This window comes from Altererythrobacter sp. Root672, from assembly GCF_001427865.1.
In the GTDB taxonomy this organism is placed as follows: domain Bacteria; phylum Pseudomonadota; class Alphaproteobacteria; order Sphingomonadales; family Sphingomonadaceae; genus Croceibacterium_A.
Genome location: NZ_LMHH01000001.1, coordinates 718,515 through 735,422 on the forward strand (window position 1 = coordinate 718,515; position 16,908 = coordinate 735,422).

Below are 16,908 nucleotides of genomic sequence, written 5' to 3' on the forward strand. Positions count from 1 at the left end.
CGGTATCAGCCCTCGTGCAACTTGCGGCCGACCCACCATGTGGTGAGAGCTCCAGCCGCTCCACAAAGCGCATAGGGCAGGATCGTGTGCGTCATGAGATGCGCGCGGACCTGATCGGTAGTCGGATTTGTCAGCAGCAGGAGGGTGGCGGTGAAGATGAAGCCGAGGGCCGCCGCACCGGCTGGACCCTCCTGGTCGAGCTTGCACAGGATCATCCAGACCGGCACGCAGATCGCGGCGATGGCGGCCCCGTAGAACACCATGACCACTAGCAGGCCGCCAAACACCAGAGGTTCGCCGAACGCGCTGTAGACATAGGCTGACGCCAACAAGGCCCCGCAAGCGACGCCCGCGGCGAGAGCCAGCAGGTTGCGCCAGAGCGCTCCTGCGACGCGCGCTTTTTCGAGTGGCATCCGACCAGAATATGGTCTCGCCGGATCGGCGGCAAGCGCACCACCCTTGCATCTGCGGCGGGCCGACGCGGCGCGAAGCCGGACCGTCAGAGTCGTGCGGGTTCTGCGGTAACCGGTTCGATTTGCGCCACGCTTTGACGGGGTCGAGCGCGCTTTAGCGGGTCCTTGAACGGCAACATGCTGGTTTACGGCGCGGCGAAGCGAGCCTCGTGTTCGAAGAACTCCTCGTAGCCCGGCCAGGGGATGTGTCCCTCGGTGTGCTGGTACCAGCCGAGCTTGTACTTCGCGTCGTCGTCGGTTCCGGGCTTGGGCATTGCGGCGGTCGGCACGGTCGAGCCGAACACGAGCCACGCGGGCTGCGCCGCCCGCTCCGCCTGCCACATGCCGGTGGGATCGACCCAGGCATCGCCTTTCTCGGCCACGCCGCTGGTGATGAAGAGTGGACGCGGAGCTCGCAGCGCGATCAACGTATGCGCGTCGATCGGCAGGTTGGCCGTTGTCCGGTCACCCCGGGCGTAGTCCATGATGTTGGGCGTGAACCAGTGGAACGCGCCCGAGCTTGCCATGTTCTCCCACCGTTCGCCGAAATCGCGCCGCATCAGCTTGGCGCCGCCCGCGCCCGAGCTGGAGACGTTGGCGTCGGCGAAGGCGTGATCGAAGGCAGCTGCTACGAGCACGCCCTTGCCGAAGCGCGAGTGGCCCTGGAGCGAGATACGCTCGCCGTTGATGCGGGGGTCGCGGGCCATTTCCTCGCGTAGCTGGCTCGCACCCCAGGCCCAGGCGCGCAACGCGCCCCAGTCGGTCTTCTCGCGCGGCCAGCGGGCGAGGCCAATGACACCCTGCTGCATTTGCGCGGCGCTATCGGCCTGGAGCATCTGCGGCCGAAAAGCGACGTGGGTAAAACCGCGCGACAAGGCCATCGCCACGCCGTCGGGCGGGGGAGGGCCGCCGAAGTTGGGAGTGCGTCCGCCGGGCCAGATGTAGGTGTAGTCGATCAGGGCGGGGGTGTTCGCGGCTTTCGCGGGAAAGGTCAGGATCGCATCGATCGTCGGGCCCATGCGTCCATCAGGCGCGATAACCTGGCCGATCCATTGTTCGGCCGTCGCGCCACGTCGGCCTTCGACCTGTTCCTTGCGCCAGACAATTTTGAATTGCGACACGACCTCGGGGATCCGCCCGACCCAATTGTCCTCGACCAATCGGACGAGTTCCGCGCGGCGCTGTCCCCATTGTTCCGGGGTGGGGGGCGTCGAGCCGGCGAACAGCGGCGGGAGCGCGAACTGGCCGACTTTGGCCTCTTCGGAGTTGGCCGCGTTGGCATCGGTCGGCGTACCGCTCGCCCCACGACGCAGTTCACCAAAGCCGAAGCGGGAGCGTTCGGAAGCGTGGACGTCCTCAGCTGTCTGAGCTGATGCCGCCGTACCTGAAACAAGTGCCAGCAGAGCCATTGCCCCGGCAAGACATCGAAACATCGAGAAACCCCCAACCCATCGTGCGCAACCCGATCCCGCGGGTTTTCGACCTGACTTCAATCCTCTAGCGGCACATTACGTCCACACTATGGCCTAGACCTTTACGACCGCTCCCCCGGCGTCGGCGCTGCGGTACATAGCCTCGATCAGACGCAAGTCGCGCAAGCCCATCTCACCAGTTGTCCGGTGAGGAGTGTTGGCGCGCGCGGCGTCGGAGAAGCCATCGATCTGCGCCGCGAACTGCCCGAGCGGGTTGCCCGCGCCGACATCGATGCGGGCATTGCCCTGCAGGATGAGGTTGTTGTCGTCATAGGTCGTGGCCGGCTGCATCTCGATCGAGGCTTGCGAGCCGAAGTATCGCTGCCGCGAGATGTAGGGGCTGTAGCAATACGAGCTGGAGCCCTGCACGCTGATCCCGCTGGCCAGGCGCAGGCGCCAGTCGATCCCGCCTTCGACTTCCGCAAAGCGGGTATCGTCGCGCGGATAAGAGTAGACCGCGGAGACTTCGACAGGCGCATCCCCTTCCGTCATCATCAGGGAGGTGTTGAGCCCGTAGATGCCGATGTCGAACATCGATCCTCCGCCGGCGAGCGCCTTCTCCAGCCGCCACTTGTGGGGCGGGAATTGCGGGTTGGCGTTGAAGCCGTGGTCGCACTGGACATGGCGCATGGTGCCGAGTTCACCCGCCTTGATACGGCGCTGAGCTTCGAGATTGGTCGGTTCGAAATGGACCCGGTAAGCAACGCCGAGTTGGCGGTTATTGGCCTTGGCCGCCGCGACCATCGCCTCGCATTCCGCCGACGTCGAGGCCATCGGTTTCTCGCACAGAACGTGCTTGCCGGCCTTGAGAGCGCGTATCGTGTACTCGGCGTGAAGCCCGACCGGCAGCACGATGTAGACGCAGTCGATTTCCTCGTTCCGCGCGATCTCGTCGAAGTTGTCGTAGCCGTAGAACTTTGAGACGCCGAACCTTGCGCCGAGGTCGCGTGCCTTGTCGGGGTTGCCGGAGACGAACGCCGTCATGCGCGAACGCTGGGCGTCACCGAAGCCGGGGATGACCTGGCCGATGGCGAAGCTGCCGAGCCCGACTATGGCCCAGCGCATCTGGTTGGCCGGCGGTTCCGGCAGCACTGCGCCTTGCGGGAGCGGTTGGCCGCGCGATTCCTGCGCGAAGGCCCGGCCTGCGCTGAAAGCGAGCGGGGCAAGTCCTGCTGCGACCAGCAGCTTGCGGCGGTCGAGGTCGGTTTCGTTTTCGGAATGGCTCATGGCGCTCTCTCCCATCCGTTCTTTGACGGTAGCGCTAACATGCATGAAATCGAAGCTATGTCACGTCCCGGCTTCGGGCACCCATTTGGTCACGCCCCCAGCAAACGGTGTCCACCAACCGGTGCGCACGCCGGCCTTGGCGAGCATGTCGCTGGTCCATTGGTTGCAGGTGTTCGAGGCCGTGTATTCTCCAGGCGCGTCGTAGAACACGTCCTGCGGACCATAGCCGTCGTGTCGAACCTTCTGGCCTTGAGGCAGCGACTGCTCGATGGCCGCTACAAGGCGGCGATACTCCTCGCGGCTTATGGTGAGCGGACGGACATATTCGGAGGGCGCGGGCCGAACGTAATGCGCCACATGCAGCAGACCTTCGCCGCCCACGCCGATGATACGCAGGACAGTTCCCGGCGAAAGATCCCACCAGGTGGGCGTGTTTAAGAAGACCTCGCGCTCACCCCAGCTGATCGAGACGTGGGTGTAGGGTTCGCCCGATTGAGCAACATCGCTCACCGGGAAATCGACGCGCCAGTCCTTCTCAGGCGTCACGAGTGGCAGGATCAACGCGGTGTGGACGCCGTTGGTCTCGACCATGATCTCGACGCCGTCGTCCGGTTCCACCCACCCAGAGTTGCGGGGGATCGAGGAGCCGATCCAACCAGCCACAGCAAAGAGCAAGATAGCTAAAATGACGCCAAGCAGCAGCGCCGCGAGGGCGCGGCCCATGTGCCTCGTCAAATGGGCCGCCGTCGCAGCCACAGGATCGACCAATCGCCGTTCACCAGGCGCGCGGCCAGTCGGAAACCGGCCGTGCGATAGGCGGCCCGGACAGCTGGCTCCTGCGTCTCCAGTAGGCCTGCCAGCAGAACGCTGCCGTGCGGCGCGACAGCATCGCCGAAATCGCCGGCAAGCTCGATCAAAGGACCGGCGAGAATGTTGGCGATGACGAGGTCATAGGGCGCGCGGCCCGCCAATAGGGCGTCATCCATGCCTTCCGCCACGACCATAGCCAGAGTGCCCGGCGCCGTTCCGAGCGGTACGGAGTTCAACAGGGCGTTCTCGACGACCACCGGTTCGCAGATCGGGTCAACGTCGCTGGCGATGGCCTTGGCGCCTGGCCACAGCGCCATAGCGGCAAAGGCCAGCAGTCCCGTGCCGGTACCGATGTCCGCCAGGTTGCGCACCACGACGCCGCGCCGTTTCATGGCGTCGAGCATTTCGAGGCAGCCCGCCGTGGTGGAGTGTTGGCCGGTGCCGAACGCCTGTGCCGCTGGAATCGAGAAGTCGATCACGTCCTCCGACCAATCGGGCTCGTGATCGGGCGTGTGGACATAGAACCGGCCGGCGCGGATCGGTTCGATCTGCTTTTGGGTTTCGGAAACCCAATCGGTGTCAGGTAGCTCTTCTGCGACGAGCTTGGGCGCACCATCGGCGAACAGGCCCGCGATCAACGTCAGATCAGCCTTGCGCGGCTTGTGTTCGAAATAGGCTTCCAGCACCCAATCGTTGGGCCGCTCGTCGGTTATTTCGCCGCCGGTGATGATTACTTCGGGATCCCACTCGTCGATCGCCTCATGCGTGGCGAGGGCCGCCTGGACTATGGGCTTGGGGGCGAAGGCGACTAACTTCCAACTCATCGGTTCTGCTCTGATTTGAGCCGGGCATCGAGACGTTCGCGTCCGAAGTCGGCATAGTTGCGGCAGGCGCCGGGGAGCACCAATGGAGCATCGCCCGCGAGGCGTTCGTAAAGTGTGCTGGCGGCGGGATGCGGGGTAATCAGTATATCGCAATCGAGCGCAGCGATCTTGTCGAGCGAACTGCGGAACGCGGCGACGTACTCCGGGTGGTCGGAGAAGCGATAGCTGTCGGATGAGACGGCGCTGATGCTGTCGGCAAAGACAACCGCGCGGCAGTCGCTTCCTTCACATGAGCGCCAGGACCAACTAGTCGAACCCGGCGCATGGCCGGGCGTGGCGTGCAAGGTCAGGGCAAGATTGCCGAGCGTGAGCTTTTCGCCGTCAGCCATGATCCTGTCGACGTGAGCGGGCGGGAGTGGATCGAGCGCGCCTGCCTGTGGATCGCCTGCGCCGATCTTGCCGGATTCGAGCGCGAAACGTTGTTCTTCGCGCACCGCGAGCTTTGCACCGGTGAGCTTCTGCAATTCCGCCACTCCACCGGCGTGGTCGAAATGCTCGTGGCTGACTACGATCCACTTTACCTCGTCGAGCTTGAACCCGAGCCGCTGAATGTTCGCGGCGATCAGCGGCGCGGCCTCGCTCGTCGCTCCGTCGAGCAGGACGTGTCCTTCGCTTCCGACGACCAGCAGCGAGACGATCCCACAGGTCCCGACATCGTAGACGTTGCCGAAGAGCCGAACTGGCGGCGCGGGATCGCTCCAGCCGTCCTTGTCCTGACATTGGGCCAGGAATTGCTCGATCGTAACGCCTTCAGGACGCGGAGAGTCGGCCGAGGCCGGTGCGCAGGAAGCCACAAGCACTGCCGCGAGCGCGGCCATTCTAACGAACATAACTGGCTCCGTTGGCGTCGATCACCGCACCCGTCATGCTCGCGGGCGCGTCGAGCGCGCAGAAAGTGGCGATGCGGGCGATTTCCTCGGGCTCGGCCACGCGGCCGAGCGGAATGTCGGCGAGGAGGCCAGCGCCGCCCCGGCTGGCGAGATAGTCGTCCGCCATCGATGTGTCGGTGAACCCAGGCGCGATGGCGAAACTCAGAATGCCCTGGCTGGCGTAGGCCCGGGCAATGGTCTTGTGCATGGCCAGCATACCGCCCTTCGAGGCAGCGTAATGCCAATGAGCTGGCGAATCTCCGCGATGGCCGGCCCGGCTGGCGATGTGGACGAGTCGGCCTTCACGCCCGCTGTCGAGCCAGTGCCGCACCGCGAACCGGCTCAACTGCGCTGCTGCTGTGAGGTTGATCCGCAGAGTGTCCTCCCAGGCATCAAGCCAAGCGATGTCGGACGAATCGATTGAATTAGCAACGAAAATTCCCGCATTGTTGATCAATGCGTCGATCCGGCCACCGGCGCGATCGAGGGCTTCTTCCCAGACCAATTGCGGCGCGGGCGGATCGGCGAAGTCGGCTGCGATGGTGTCGGCGTCCCGCGCCGCCGTCGCCTGCCCGATTACGCGAACGCCCCGCGCCTGGAGGGCTTCGCAGGTTGCCTGGCCGATTCCGCGGCTCGAGCCGGTGACGAGGATCGTTGGCATCGGGAATCCCTAGCCGCCACAGAGGCGTTGGGGAAGCATGGGGGGAAGCGCGCGGCACCCGGCTTGCCTCACGGGCCGCATCCGCTAAGGGAGACCCACACTCACGATTACCGGATTTGCCATGGCCGAACGCCCGCTTTCTCCGCACCTGTCGATCTGGAAATGGGGGCCGGCCATGCTCGTCTCCATTCTGCACCGCGCCACTGGGGACGCGATGGCTCTTATCGGCCTTCCGATCCTGCTCTGGTGGCTGGCGGCGCTAGCGAGCGGTCCGGAAGCCTATGGCTTTTTCGCGAATCTCGCCGACTCCTGGGTTGGCTATATCGTCCTCGTCGGCATCAGCTGGTCGTTCTTCAACCACTTCGCTTCGGGCATCCGCCACTTCGTGATGGATATCGGCGCGGGGTACGAGGTCGATTCCAACAATCGCTGGTCGGTGGTCACCACTGTCAGCGGACTTGTCCTTACCGCGGCCTTCTGGGCCGTGATCGTGCTGCGATAGGATCTGACATGGGCAACGGAACTCCCATCGGACGCGTGCGGGGCCACGGCTCGGCGCATCATGGCGCCGCGCATTGGCTGCAGCAGCGCTATACCGCGGCGGGCAACCTGATCGTCGTCGGATACCTGGTCTTCTCGATCTTGCTGTTGCCGGACATGTCTTACGCCACTTTGCGTGAGTGGATGTCGGGCCTGGTGCCGCCGGTCATGATCGCGCTGCTGATCGTCAGCGTGTTCTGGCATGCCCGGCTGGGGCTGCAGGTGCTCGTCGAGGATTACCTCCATCACCGCGGTGCTCGTTTCGGGGCGCTCCTCACTTTGAACCTCGCGGCCTTTTCGGGAGCCGCATTTGGGCTGTTCTGCCTCGCACGGATTGTCATGAGCATTGAGACCGAAGGCGCGCTTCAAGCGGCCATGGCGGCGGCCGCCGCCGCATCTGCCGCAGCCCAGGGAGGCGGGATGTGAGCGACGCTTCCACTCAGGCCGCCTACAAGATCGTCGACCACACTTATGACGTCATCGTGGTTGGAGCCGGCGGCTCCGGCCTGCGCGCCACGATGGGCAGCGCCGAGGCGGGCCTCAAGACGGCTTGCATCACCAAGGTCTTCCCGACCCGCAGCCACACCGTGGCCGCGCAGGGCGGCATCGCCGCGAGCCTCGGCAACAACTCGCCCGACCACTGGACCTGGCACATGTACGACACCGTCAAGGGGTCGGACTGGCTGGGAGACCAGGACGCGATCGAATACATGGTGCGCGAAGCGCCGAACGCGGTCTACGAGCTGGAGCACGCCGGCGTGCCTTTCAGCCGCAATGCCAACGGCACGATCTACCAGCGCCCGTTCGGCGGCCACATGCAGAACATGGGCGAAGGCCCGCCGGTCCAGCGCACCGCCGCCGCGGCCGACCGCACCGGTCACGCGATGCTTCATGCGCTCTACCAGCAGAGCCTGAAGTACGACGCGGACTTCTTCATCGAATACTTCGCCATCGACCTGATCATGAGCGGCGGCAAATGCGTCGGCGTGATCGCGCTGTGCCTCGACGATGGCTCGATCCACCGCTTCCGCGCCCAGGCCGTGGTGCTGGCGACGGGCGGCTATGGCCGCTGCTACTTCACCGCGACCAGCGCCCACACCTGCACCGGCGACGGTGGCGGCATGGTGCTGCGCGCGGGCCTGCCGCTGCAGGACATGGAGTTCGTCCAGTTCCACCCGACCGGCATCTACGGCGCCGGCGTGCTCATCACCGAGGGCGCGCGGGGCGAGGGCGGGTACCTGACCAACTCCGAAGGCGAGCGCTTCATGGAACGCTACGCCCCGAGCGCGAAGGACCTCGCCAGCCGCGACGTCGTCTCCCGCTCGATGGCGCTGGAGATCCGCGAGGGACGCGGCGTGGGCCCGAACAAGGACCACATCTACCTCCACCTCGATCACATCGACCCGAAGGTGCTGGCCGAACGGCTGCCGGGGATCACCGAGAGCGGCAAGATTTTCGCCGGCGTCGATCTGACCCGCCAGCCGCTGCCGGTGGTGCCGACCGTGCACTACAACATGGGCGGCATCCCGACGAACTACCACGGCGAAGTCATGACCATCGACGCGGCCGGCAATCCCGAAGCGGTCGTACCGGGTCTATTCGCCGTCGGTGAAGCAGCGTGCGTTTCGGTCCACGGCGCGAACCGCCTCGGCTCGAACTCGCTGATCGACCTTGTGGTGTTCGGCCGTGCCACCGGGCATCGGCTCAAGGAACTGCTCAAGCCGAATGCTGCGCAGGACGAGTTGCCGAAGGACAGCGCCGACTTGGCCCTGACCCGCCTCGACCACTTCCGCAACGCCAAGGGCAGCACCCCGACCGCGGCGATCCGCACCGACATGCAGCGCTGCATGAGCCAGCACGCCGCGGTGTTCCGCACCGACGAACTGATGGCAGAGGGCAAGGCGCAGCTCGGCGAGATCTACCAGCGGATGCAGGACGTTTCGGTCACCGACCGTTCGCTGATCTGGAACTCGGACCTCGTCGAGACGCTCGAGCTCGACAACCTGATCAGCCAGGCGACCGTGACGCTGCACGGCGCGCACAACCGCAAGGAAAGCCGCGGCGCCCATGCGCACGAGGACTTCCCGGAGCGCGACGACAAGAACTGGATGAAACACACGGCCGCGTGGTTCGACGGTTGGGGCGGCAAGGGCGGCGCGGTGAAGATCGATTACCGCCCGGTCCACGAATACACGCTCACCGACGACGTCGAATACATCAAGCCGAAGAAGCGGGTGTACTAAGCGCGGCGGCGCCCACTTTCATGTGGGCGCGCCGTCGGCATCGATTTCAGCGCAGACTTGCGTTCGCATTCATGCGTTCGTGTGGAGAGCTGAGAGCAAGCCGCGCTAGTCGCTTGTCTCCTGCCTGAGGGAGGGGAAATCCCGATGTGCGCCCCTGGGGGACGCTGATAGCCAACCTACGGGTAACACCGGGGGACGGCGCCTGATGGAAAAGTTCGAACATGCCTTCGAAAAGACCCTGTTCGCGGCTCGATGGCTGGCGGCGCCGATCTATGTCGGGCTGATCTTCTGCCTCCTCATGCTGCTGGTGGTCCTGGTCAAATATCTGTGGCTGATCTCCACCCGCCTGCTGACGATCACCGTCCATGATGCCGTTGTGGCGACGCTGTCGTTCATCGACCTGGCGCTGATCGCGAACCTGATCCTGATCGTGCTCTACACCGGCTACGTGAGCTTCGTTTCGCGGATCAACCTCGATGAACACACCGACCGGCCGGCCTGGTTGGGCAAGGTCGATTTCAACGGGCTCAAGATCAAGCTTTTCGCCTCGATCGTGGCCATCACCGGGATCGAGTTGCTCAAGGCCTTCATGGACTTGCGCGAGACCGGCCACGTCAACGAGGCCGCCCTCCGTTGGCTCGTGATAATCCACGCCGTCTTCCTGGTGACGACGGTTGCGTCTGCCCTGAGCCAACTCCTGTCGGAGAAGGCCGAGCACGGGTCCGACTAAGCCGTTACTGGGTAGCGGCTTCCACGCGCCGAGCCGAGATGATCTTCACCGGTTGGGCGATCATCTGGCCCTTCATCCAGCCTTGGCCTTTCTCTGGATCGAGCGGGGCGTTGTAGATGGCGAGGACGACATCCATCCCTTGCGTGACATGGCCGAAGGCGGCGTAGCCTTCGCGGAAGGTCTCGTCCTCGCTGGCTGGATCGGCGTCGAGGCCGTGCTGCGGGGTGACCATGATCGAGAAGTCCCCGGTGGCCGTGCCGGGCTCGTAGCGCGCCATGGAGATCGCGCCGATCGTGTGCTTCACACCGGTGGCGCTGGTGCGTTCGTGGGCGATCGGGGGCAGGATGCGTTCCGGATCGAACTGTGTGCCGCCCTGGATAAGGCCGTCGGGCTCGTCCTTGCTGAGCCGCATCGAGCGGTAGAACACCGTCCCGTCGAGCCGCTTTTCGTCGACGTAGCGGAGGAAGTTGGCCGCCGTGATCGGGGCGCGTTCGGTTTCAAGCGCGATGACGATGTCGCCCTGATCGGTAGTCAGAACGATGTCTGTGGTGGCCTGGGCGAAAGCGGAAACCGGGGTGAGGGCCAGGGCAGTGGCCATGACGAATCGATGCAACATGAGCGGACTATCGGCACAAGCGACAGCGCTTGCCAGCCAAGAAAAATTCGCGGGTTATCCGCGCGGGAATACTTATCTTGCGGGCATGGCTAACTCAGCGAACAACGAGCAGCAGGTCCCCAGCGCCGCCGAACGGCGTGCTCACATCGAGGCGCTGCGCGAACGCAAACGGACAGAGGCCGAAGCGATCGGCGTCGATGCCGAGTACATCTCGAGCTTCGTCGAACGGTTCTACGGCAAGATCCGCAAGGACGAACTGCTCGGGCCGATCTTCGCCGAGCGGATCGGAGACTGGGCGAAGCATCTTGATCGGATGAAGGGCTTCTGGCGCTCGGTCCTCCATGCCAGCGGCGAGTTCGCCGGCAATCCCATGATCAAGCACATCGCCATCCCAGGATTGGAAGAGCGCCACTTCGCCCATTGGCTACAGCTGTTCTACGCCACCTTGCGCGAGGAAGAGCCGCAAACCGAAGCGACGCAGGAAGTGGCGAACCGGGCGCGGATGATTGCCGACAGCCTGCTCACTGGGATCGCCACGCAGCGCAAAGGTCTCGCCGGTGCGCGGGCAGGCGAGAAACTGCCTAAGCTCTAGGCGACGCCGTAAGTCGTCTTGACCATGTCGCGGAACAATCGGAGCTGACGCCCCATCAGCGCGCGGTCGTCGAGCGCCTTGGCGAGCACGATGGCGCCTTCGACAATGGCGCTGAGGGCATCGGCCAGCGCCAGGCGGTCCAAGGGCGTGACCGGCTGATGCTTGCGGTCGATCGCTTCGAGCCAGGCCAGGAATCGCTCGCGCCACCGCATGACGGCCTCGCTGTTCAGCCGGCGGACCTCGGCGTCGAACACCTGTTCCTGATAGACCACCGCCGCCACCAGGCATCCCGGATGGAGCGCGTCCATCTCGTCGACCAGCTCGGCATAGAGGTTGAGGAACAGCAGGAACTGCTGGAGCGGATCGTCCACGAGCTGTTCGGCGCGCGCCTTGAGGCTGTCGATGACCGCGTCGTCTTCGGCCAGGAAGCGTACGAGCAGCTGGCGCGCGAGGTCGCTCTTGTCGCGGAAGTGATAGAAGAACCCGCTCTTGGTAATGCCGGTCGCTTCGACCAGTTCGTCGATCGAGGTGCCGGCGAAGCCCTTCTGGATGATCGAGTCATAGGCCGCGTCCAGGATGCGCGCTTTGGTGCGCTCTCCCTTGCTGGAAGCCGGTGACTGTACTTGTGGTACGGTTTCGAGATTCATCGCCAACCCCTGCGGCATTCAAAGCCACGCCAACCCGCAGAAATCCTATACTCTCGGGGGCAAAATGAAAACCGACCGCGTTGCTCCTATTCGGGTGAGGGGGAGGGGAGTAAACAGGCACCAATTCCATTGGGGGAATTGAACGATGCTCGGTACCTATCACCTGATCGCCGCCGCCATGTTCGTAACCTTCATCGCACTCGACATGATCGGGCGAGCGCGCAGCTTCCCGGACGTGCCTTACTGGCGGGCCAAAGGCATCTTCTTCACCCTGGCCTACTTCGCGGTGGCGACATACTCGCCGCTGCTGTGGGATACCTTCCTCGGCCAGTACCAGCTCCTGAATGGATCGGCCTGGCCCTTCGCCGTGCAAGTGGCGGTCGGGTTCCTGTTCTACGAGTTCCTGATCTACGCCTGGCATCGCACGATGCACAACGTTCAGCCGTTGTGGCGCTGGCTCCACCAGATGCACCATAGCGCCGAGCGCGTGGACATCTGGGGCGCGTTCTTCTTCCACCCGTTCGACATGATCGGCTGGGCCCTGCTCGGTAGCTTCGCGCTGGTGCTCGGTATCGGTTTGTCACCGGAAGCCACGCTGGTGGTGGTGGTCGCAGCGACCTTCTGCACCATGTTCCAGCACACCAACGTCCGCACCCCGCGCTGGATCGGGTACTTCGTCACCCGGCCGGAGAGCCACTCGGTCCACCACCAGCGCGGAGTGCACGCCTACAACTACGGAGACATCCCGATCTTCGACATCCTGTTCGGCACCTTCCGCAACCCGCGCGAATGGCAGGAAGAGGCGGGCTTCTTCGACGGTTCCTCGCGCAAGATGGGCGCGATGCTGGTGGGCAAGGAGATCGCCTGAGCTAGCGGCGCGGGCGCAGGTTCTCGCGATTGAGCTGGTCGATCCGGGTCACGCCCATCAGCTTCATGTCGCGGACGATCTCGGCTTCGAGCAGGCCGAGCGCGCGTTCGACGCCCGCCTGGCCCGCTGCCGCAAGCGCGTAGAGGTAGAGGCGACCACCCGACACCGCCGTCGCACCTAGGCTCAGCGCCTTGAGAACGTGGCTACCGCGCCGGACGCCGCCGTCGAGGATGACCTCCATCCTGTCGCCAACAGCGTCGACGATTTCGGCAAGCTGATCGAACGGCGCGCGGCTACCGTCGAGTTGGCGGCCGCCGTGGTTCGAGATCATGATCGCGTCGACGCCCATGTTCGCCGCTCGACGAGCGTCGGCGACCGACATTACGCCCTTGAGGCAGAACTTCCCGCCCCACTCGTCGCGCAGCTTCTCGGCCGCCGCCCAGTCCATCGTCTGGTCGAGCATCGAGTTGAAATACTCCGCGACCGATAGCGCGAAGTTGCTGCCTTCCTTCACGTGGTCCTTGAGATTGGAGAGTTCGAACTTCTCGCGGAACAGATAGTCGAGTGTCCAGCGCGGCTTGGCCGCATAGGACAAGGCACTCGCGGCGGTGATGCGCGGAGGGCTGGTGAAGCCGGTGCGCAGGCAGCGCTCGCGATTGCCGCCGACGATCGTGTCGACCGTAAGCGTGATCGCGTCGAACTTGGCCGCGCGCGCCTTCTCCAGCAGAGCCGCGTTCAGCCCCTTGTCCTTGTGGTAGTAATACTGGAGCATCTTGGGGCCGGTGTAGTTGGCCCCGATCTCCCCGATGCCGACGCTGGCGAGGCTCGAGATGCCGAACCACAGCCCGAACTTCTCCGCCGCCGCGGCTACCGCCCGCTCACCCTGCCAGTGAAACAGACGCTGGAGCGCGGTGGGGGAGAGCATTAGCGGCAGGCGCGAGGTCTTGCCGAGCACGGTCACCGAAGGATCGACCTGCTCCACCCCGGCAAGGACGTTGGGCACCAGGTCCACGTCTTCGAATGCGGCGGTGTTGCGGTCCTTGGTCCGCTCGTCGTCGGCGGCCCCGTCGATGTAGTGGAACACCGGGAAGGGCAGTCTGCGCTTCGCCAGGGTGCGGAAATCGTCGATCTTGTGGCAGTCCGACAGGCGGCGGACCCCGTAGCGCAAATCACTCATGGGCGCGGACCCTAGCGTCCGCCGCTTTCCTTTCAAGTTGTTCATCTACGCTTCATGTTTACAGACGTAGTCGATGCGTCTACAAAGGTGATCGTTCAACAGGGAGAGCGATGTGACCGAAGCCAGTGAACCAACTGCCGAACGGATCAGCGACGCCGAACACGCGGTGATGGAAGCGTTGTGGGAAAAGAGCCCGCAGACCGCCGTCGAAGTGTGCGATTCCGTTTGCGAACAGCGCGGTTGGACAATGCCCACGGTTAAGACGCTGCTGTCGCGGCTGGTCGTCAAGGGCGCCGTCGCCACCGAGCCTGATGGCCGCCGGTTCCTCTACACTCCATTGATAGAACGCGCCGAATATGTCGGCGGTGAATCGCGCCGCCTGGTGGATCGCCTGTTCGGCGGCCGCGCGGCGCCGCTGTTTGCGCAACTGGCGGAAGCCGAAGCGCTGTCCGATGACGATATCAACGAGATCGAGCGACTCCTGAAGGAGATGCGGAAATGAGTGGCTGGTTGATCGACACCCTCATCTACACTGGGCTCCTGATAGCCCTGGTGCTCGTCTTGCGGCGTCCGGTGGGACGGACGTTCGGGCCGCAGCTCGCCTATTGCCTGTGGGCCTTGCCATTCCTGCGGCTGCTTCTCCCACCGATCGTGCTGCCCGCCAGCTTCCGGCCCGAGGTCGAGGCAGTGCCCGTTCCCGCCGCCGACGTGCAGTGGGTCGACTACGTGCAGTCGGTCGAGGTCGTGACCCTGCCAGCGCCTGTCACCGAGGTTGTGCCATCCGCGCCGGTTGCGGTGGTGTGGGAATGGCCGACGCTTGGCGAAGCCGTCCTGGCGGTCTGGCTCGGCGGAGCGCTCGCTTTCCTCGCCTGGCGGATCGTGATGTACCGCAAGATGCGGCGCGAGGTGCTGGCGGATGCGCGTCCAGTGGGTGAGATCGGCAAGATCAGGCTCATCGAAACGCCGATGATCACGGCTCCGGTTGCATTCGGTGTGCTCGACAAGGTTATCGCGCTTCCGCCGTTGTTCATGGCCCAGCCTGACCTGCCGGCCCGCGACCTGGCGATCGAGCACGAGCTTTCGCACCATCGCGCCAATGACCTCCTGGCCAATTTCGCGGCCCAGGCGTTGCTGGCGATGCACTGGTTCAACCCGCTTGCCTGGCTTGGCTGGCGTGCGATGCGCCGCGATCAAGAAGCGGCTTGCGATGCCCGTGTACTCAACGGCCGTGGTCGCGAAGAACGTGTGCTCTATGCCGCGCTCATTGCCGACATCGCCGCCGGACCGAGGCTGGCGCTGGCCGCGCCGATGGCCTGCCCGGTACTTGGCGAACGGTCGATCGTTCACCGGCTGCGGAGCCTCTCGATGGGCGATATCAGCGAGCGGCGGCGTTGGCTTGGGCGCGGGTTGATCGCGACCAGCGCACTTGCTCTGCCGCTGACTGCCTCGTTCAGCTACGCCGCCGGTGCGCAAGAACCTGAGGCGCCTGTTCCGCCTGAGGCTCCCGCGGCCGTCGAACCACCCGTTCCACCTGAAGCGCCGGTCGCGCCAGACGCCCCCCTACCGCCTGAAGCACCGCAAGCTGGTCAGGCGCAAGTCCAGCACTTTGAGCTTCGCCGCGAGGGCCCCGACGGTACGCCCCAGGTGCAACAGTTCACCTTGCGCCGCGGGCCAGGCCCCCAGGGTAACCTACCCGACATGCCGCAGATGCCGCGCGCGGAATTCCACGCCTGGGGCAACCCGACCGATCCTGACTTCGGCGCCAAGATGGAAGCCTGGGGCAAGGAAATGGAAAAGTGGGGCGAGGAATGGGGCGAGAAGTACGCCGAGCAGATGGAGAAGCAGGCAGAGCAATGGGCTGAAGCCGGCCGCCGCGCCGAGCCTGAAGTCGTCGAGAGCTGCAATCCTAACGAACGCCGCCGGACCACAACTTCGGATGGTCGGCAGCGGATCGTAATCTGCGAGCGCGATTACCAGGTGGCTGCTGCATCAGGCCTGCGCCAGGCGCGTGCGTCGATCGCCCGGAACCCACAGATCAGCGAAGAGGTGCGGCGCGAAGTGCTGGAGGATCTCGACGACGAGATCCGTCGCATCGAAAGCGGGCGGGAGTAATCCTGCCCTCGGCTTGAGCCGGGATCGTCGGGCTGCTCCCTGCGCGATCCCGGCTCAAGCGTTTCTTCTCAAGTCCGTTGCATGATCTTGTCGCACTGGACGTCGTCGCCGGATTCCAGTCCCAGACGCAACGCCTGCATTCGCTGCGCGCTGCTGCCGTGAGTGAAGTTCTCCGGGGACACTCTCTGCCCCGCACCACGCATCAGCGCGTCGTCACCGATGGCGCTGGCCGCGGTCATCCCTTCCTCGAAATCGCCGGGATCGATCGCGTTGCGGTTCTTGCCGGCCCAGGCGCCCGCGTAACAGTCGGCCTGTAGTTCCATGAGGACCTGTAGCTGGTTCGCCGCACCGGGGTTCTGCTGCTGAGCGCTGCGGACCTGGTTCGCGATCCCGGTCAGAGCCTGGATGTGATGGCCGTATTCGTGCGCGATCACGTAGTAGCGCGCGAAGTCGCCCGCAGCGCCGAGTTCGCGGTCGAGCTGATCATAGAAGCTGGTGTCGATGTAGATCGTCTGATCTGCAGGACAGTAGAACGGCCCCATCGCACTCGAAGCTTGACCGCAGCCGGTGCTCTCCACGCCACCCGAAAGAAACTCCAGCGTCGGCTGCTGGAACTCGATGCCCGCTTGCTGAAAAGCCGGCTCCCAAGTCTGGTTGAGCGAGGCGAGTGCGTTGCACGCCTCCGTCGCGTAGGCACTGTCATCGCAGATCTCGGCCGCTGTCTCACCGCCGGGTTGCTGTTGTTGCTGCGGCGATTGGGTCTGCTGCAGATCGTCCATCGTGCCGAGCATCTGACCGGGATCGACGCCGAACACCACGGCCGCGATCAATGCAATTACGATGGCGCCGCAGCCGAGCCGCCCTCCGCCGCCACCGGGGAAACCGCCACCGCCTCCGCCGCGACGAACGTTGATGCTGTCAGGATTGAATGGATTGAGCCTCATCCGGCCTCCCTGCTGCACGTGCGAAATAAGGCTGGACCTGCCTCGCTGTTCGCGCTTTGACTGT

General features: G+C 64.6%; 19 protein-coding genes. 8 read left to right on the forward strand and 11 right to left on the reverse strand.

Annotated elements, in window-relative coordinates; genetic code table 11:
- Window positions 1–5: 5 nt before the first annotated feature.
- The 7 genes from ASD76_RS03555 to ASD76_RS03585 all read right to left on the reverse strand — a co-directional run bounded on the left by ASD76_RS03555 (window position 6) and on the right by ASD76_RS03585 (window position 6,375).
- On the reverse strand, window positions 6–413 hold the full coding sequence (locus ASD76_RS03555; RefSeq protein ID WP_055918576.1) for a hypothetical protein: 408 nt from the start codon (window positions 411–413) through the stop codon (window positions 6–8).
- A gap of 185 nt (window positions 414–598) precedes the next feature.
- The gene (locus ASD76_RS03560; RefSeq protein WP_055918579.1) at window positions 599–1,861 is read right to left on the reverse strand and encodes a hypothetical protein; all 1,263 of its coding nucleotides are present in this window, start codon (window positions 1,859–1,861) and stop codon (window positions 599–601) included.
- Between the two features lie 117 nt (window positions 1,862–1,978).
- Window positions 1,979–3,151 (reverse strand): Gfo/Idh/MocA family protein, encoded by a 1,173-nt coding sequence (locus ASD76_RS03565; RefSeq protein WP_156457531.1) that lies wholly within the window; start codon window positions 3,149–3,151, stop codon window positions 1,979–1,981.
- Window positions 3,152–3,211: 60 nt separating this feature from the next.
- Entirely contained in the window at window positions 3,212–3,874 is a 663-nt protein-coding gene (locus ASD76_RS03570) for a DUF2459 domain-containing protein (protein ID WP_235506495.1), read from the reverse strand.
- Between the two features lie 8 nt (window positions 3,875–3,882).
- On the reverse strand, window positions 3,883–4,785 hold the full coding sequence (locus tag ASD76_RS03575) for a 50S ribosomal protein L11 methyltransferase (protein ID WP_055918585.1): 903 nt from the start codon (window positions 4,783–4,785) through the stop codon (window positions 3,883–3,885).
- A complete protein-coding gene (gene bla / locus ASD76_RS03580) occupies window positions 4,782–5,675 on the reverse strand; it encodes a subclass B3 metallo-beta-lactamase (RefSeq protein WP_235506496.1) in 894 nt (297 codons plus the stop codon). Before bla ends, ASD76_RS03575 begins: the two co-directional genes overlap by 4 nt.
- On the reverse strand, window positions 5,665–6,375 hold the full coding sequence (locus ASD76_RS03585) for an SDR family NAD(P)-dependent oxidoreductase (protein WP_055918590.1): 711 nt from the start codon (window positions 6,373–6,375) through the stop codon (window positions 5,665–5,667). Before ASD76_RS03585 ends, bla begins: the two co-directional genes overlap by 11 nt.
- 121 nt (window positions 6,376–6,496) lie before the next feature.
- Between ASD76_RS03585 and sdhC the strand changes: the two genes are divergently transcribed.
- From sdhC to ASD76_RS03605, 4 genes are all read left to right on the forward strand, one after another.
- Window positions 6,497–6,877, forward strand: coding sequence for a succinate dehydrogenase, cytochrome b556 subunit (gene sdhC, locus ASD76_RS03590; RefSeq protein ID WP_055918593.1), 381 nt, complete (start codon window positions 6,497–6,499; stop codon window positions 6,875–6,877).
- A gap of 8 nt (window positions 6,878–6,885) precedes the next feature.
- Window positions 6,886–7,341: a succinate dehydrogenase, hydrophobic membrane anchor protein gene (gene sdhD / locus ASD76_RS03595; protein WP_082553585.1), complete on the forward strand. Its 456-nt coding sequence runs from the start codon at window positions 6,886–6,888 to the stop codon at window positions 7,339–7,341.
- Window positions 7,338–9,158 (forward strand): succinate dehydrogenase flavoprotein subunit, encoded by a 1,821-nt coding sequence (gene sdhA, locus ASD76_RS03600; RefSeq protein WP_055918595.1) that lies wholly within the window; start codon window positions 7,338–7,340, stop codon window positions 9,156–9,158. The genes sdhD and sdhA overlap by 4 nt, the downstream gene beginning before the upstream one ends.
- 205 nt (window positions 9,159–9,363) lie before the next feature.
- Entirely contained in the window at window positions 9,364–9,888 is a 525-nt protein-coding gene (locus ASD76_RS03605; protein WP_055918598.1) for a YqhA family protein, read from the forward strand.
- Between the two features lie 4 nt (window positions 9,889–9,892).
- Here the strand turns inward: ASD76_RS03605 and ASD76_RS03610 are convergent, their stop codons facing one another.
- Window positions 9,893–10,504 (reverse strand): peptidylprolyl isomerase, encoded by a 612-nt coding sequence (locus ASD76_RS03610; protein ID WP_055918601.1) that lies wholly within the window; start codon window positions 10,502–10,504, stop codon window positions 9,893–9,895.
- An 85-nt stretch (window positions 10,505–10,589) separates the two neighbouring features.
- Between ASD76_RS03610 and ASD76_RS03615 the strand changes: the two genes are divergently transcribed.
- A complete protein-coding gene (locus tag ASD76_RS03615) occupies window positions 10,590–11,096 on the forward strand; it encodes a group III truncated hemoglobin (protein WP_235506497.1) in 507 nt (168 codons plus the stop codon).
- Here ASD76_RS03615 and ASD76_RS03620 read toward each other — a convergent pair.
- Window positions 11,093–11,743: a TetR/AcrR family transcriptional regulator gene (locus tag ASD76_RS03620; protein WP_055922898.1), complete on the reverse strand. Its 651-nt coding sequence runs from the start codon at window positions 11,741–11,743 to the stop codon at window positions 11,093–11,095. The genes ASD76_RS03615 and ASD76_RS03620 overlap by 4 nt on opposite strands.
- A gap of 145 nt (window positions 11,744–11,888) precedes the next feature.
- Here ASD76_RS03620 and ASD76_RS03625 point away from each other — a divergent pair, with 145 nt between their 5' ends.
- Window positions 11,889–12,611: a sterol desaturase family protein gene (locus tag ASD76_RS03625; RefSeq protein ID WP_055918605.1), complete on the forward strand. Its 723-nt coding sequence runs from the start codon at window positions 11,889–11,891 to the stop codon at window positions 12,609–12,611.
- Window position 12,612: 1 nt separating this feature from the next.
- On the opposite strand, the gene ASD76_RS03630 is transcribed toward ASD76_RS03625, so the two are convergent.
- On the reverse strand, window positions 12,613–13,788 hold the full coding sequence (locus tag ASD76_RS03630) for an alpha-hydroxy acid oxidase (RefSeq protein ID WP_055918609.1): 1,176 nt from the start codon (window positions 13,786–13,788) through the stop codon (window positions 12,613–12,615).
- 112 nt (window positions 13,789–13,900) lie between these two features.
- On the opposite strand from ASD76_RS03630, the gene ASD76_RS03635 reads away from it, so the two are divergent.
- Together ASD76_RS03635 and ASD76_RS03640 are read left to right on the forward strand one after the other, a co-directional pair.
- Window positions 13,901–14,290 carry a BlaI/MecI/CopY family transcriptional regulator gene (locus ASD76_RS03635; RefSeq protein WP_055918611.1) on the forward strand — a complete coding sequence of 130 codons (390 nt, stop codon included), beginning with the start codon at window positions 13,901–13,903 and terminating at the stop codon, window positions 14,288–14,290.
- Window positions 14,287–15,900 (forward strand): M56 family metallopeptidase, encoded by a 1,614-nt coding sequence (locus ASD76_RS03640; protein WP_055918613.1) that lies wholly within the window; start codon window positions 14,287–14,289, stop codon window positions 15,898–15,900. The genes ASD76_RS03635 and ASD76_RS03640 overlap by 4 nt, the downstream gene beginning before the upstream one ends.
- Before the next feature lie 68 nt (window positions 15,901–15,968).
- Here the strand turns inward: ASD76_RS03640 and ASD76_RS03645 are convergent, their stop codons facing one another.
- On the reverse strand, window positions 15,969–16,844 hold the full coding sequence (locus ASD76_RS03645) for a neutral zinc metallopeptidase (protein WP_055918616.1): 876 nt from the start codon (window positions 16,842–16,844) through the stop codon (window positions 15,969–15,971).
- Window positions 16,845–16,908: the final 64 nt, after the last annotated feature.

Excerpts from the sequence above, each read along its gene's own strand:
- ASD76_RS03570 (WP_235506495.1), bottom strand. The coding sequence starts at position 3,874 with ATGGGCCGCGCCCTCGCGGCGCTGCTGCTTGGCGTCATTTTAGCTATC.
- ASD76_RS03615 (WP_235506497.1), top strand. The coding sequence starts at position 10,590 with ATGGCTAACTCAGCGAACAACGAGCAGCAGGTCCCCAGCGCCGCCGAA.
- ASD76_RS03645 (WP_055918616.1), bottom strand. The coding sequence starts at position 16,844 with ATGAGGCTCAATCCATTCAATCCTGACAGCATCAACGTTCGTCGCGGC.
- ASD76_RS03630 (WP_055918609.1), bottom strand. The coding sequence starts at position 13,788 with ATGAGTGATTTGCGCTACGGGGTCCGCCGCCTGTCGGACTGCCACAAG.
- ASD76_RS03555 (WP_055918576.1), bottom strand. The coding sequence starts at position 413 with ATGCCACTCGAAAAAGCGCGCGTCGCAGGAGCGCTCTGGCGCAACCTG.
- ASD76_RS03625 (WP_055918605.1), top strand. The coding sequence starts at position 11,889 with ATGCTCGGTACCTATCACCTGATCGCCGCCGCCATGTTCGTAACCTTC.
- ASD76_RS03560 (WP_055918579.1), bottom strand. The coding sequence starts at position 1,861 with ATGGCTCTGCTGGCACTTGTTTCAGGTACGGCGGCATCAGCTCAGACA.
- ASD76_RS03585 (WP_055918590.1), bottom strand. The coding sequence starts at position 6,375 with ATGCCAACGATCCTCGTCACCGGCTCGAGCCGCGGAATCGGCCAGGCA.
- ASD76_RS03610 (WP_055918601.1), bottom strand. The coding sequence starts at position 10,504 with ATGTTGCATCGATTCGTCATGGCCACTGCCCTGGCCCTCACCCCGGTT.
- sdhD (WP_082553585.1), top strand. The coding sequence starts at position 6,886 with ATGGGCAACGGAACTCCCATCGGACGCGTGCGGGGCCACGGCTCGGCG.
- ASD76_RS03605 (WP_055918598.1), top strand. The coding sequence starts at position 9,364 with ATGGAAAAGTTCGAACATGCCTTCGAAAAGACCCTGTTCGCGGCTCGA.
- sdhC (WP_055918593.1), top strand. The coding sequence starts at position 6,497 with ATGGCCGAACGCCCGCTTTCTCCGCACCTGTCGATCTGGAAATGGGGG.
- ASD76_RS03620 (WP_055922898.1), bottom strand. The coding sequence starts at position 11,743 with ATGAATCTCGAAACCGTACCACAAGTACAGTCACCGGCTTCCAGCAAG.
- ASD76_RS03575 (WP_055918585.1), bottom strand. The coding sequence starts at position 4,785 with ATGAGTTGGAAGTTAGTCGCCTTCGCCCCCAAGCCCATAGTCCAGGCG.
- ASD76_RS03640 (WP_055918613.1), top strand. The coding sequence starts at position 14,287 with ATGAGTGGCTGGTTGATCGACACCCTCATCTACACTGGGCTCCTGATA.
- bla (WP_235506496.1), bottom strand. The coding sequence starts at position 5,675 with ATGTTCGTTAGAATGGCCGCGCTCGCGGCAGTGCTTGTGGCTTCCTGC.
- ASD76_RS03565 (WP_156457531.1), bottom strand. The coding sequence starts at position 3,151 with ATGAGCCATTCCGAAAACGAAACCGACCTCGACCGCCGCAAGCTGCTG.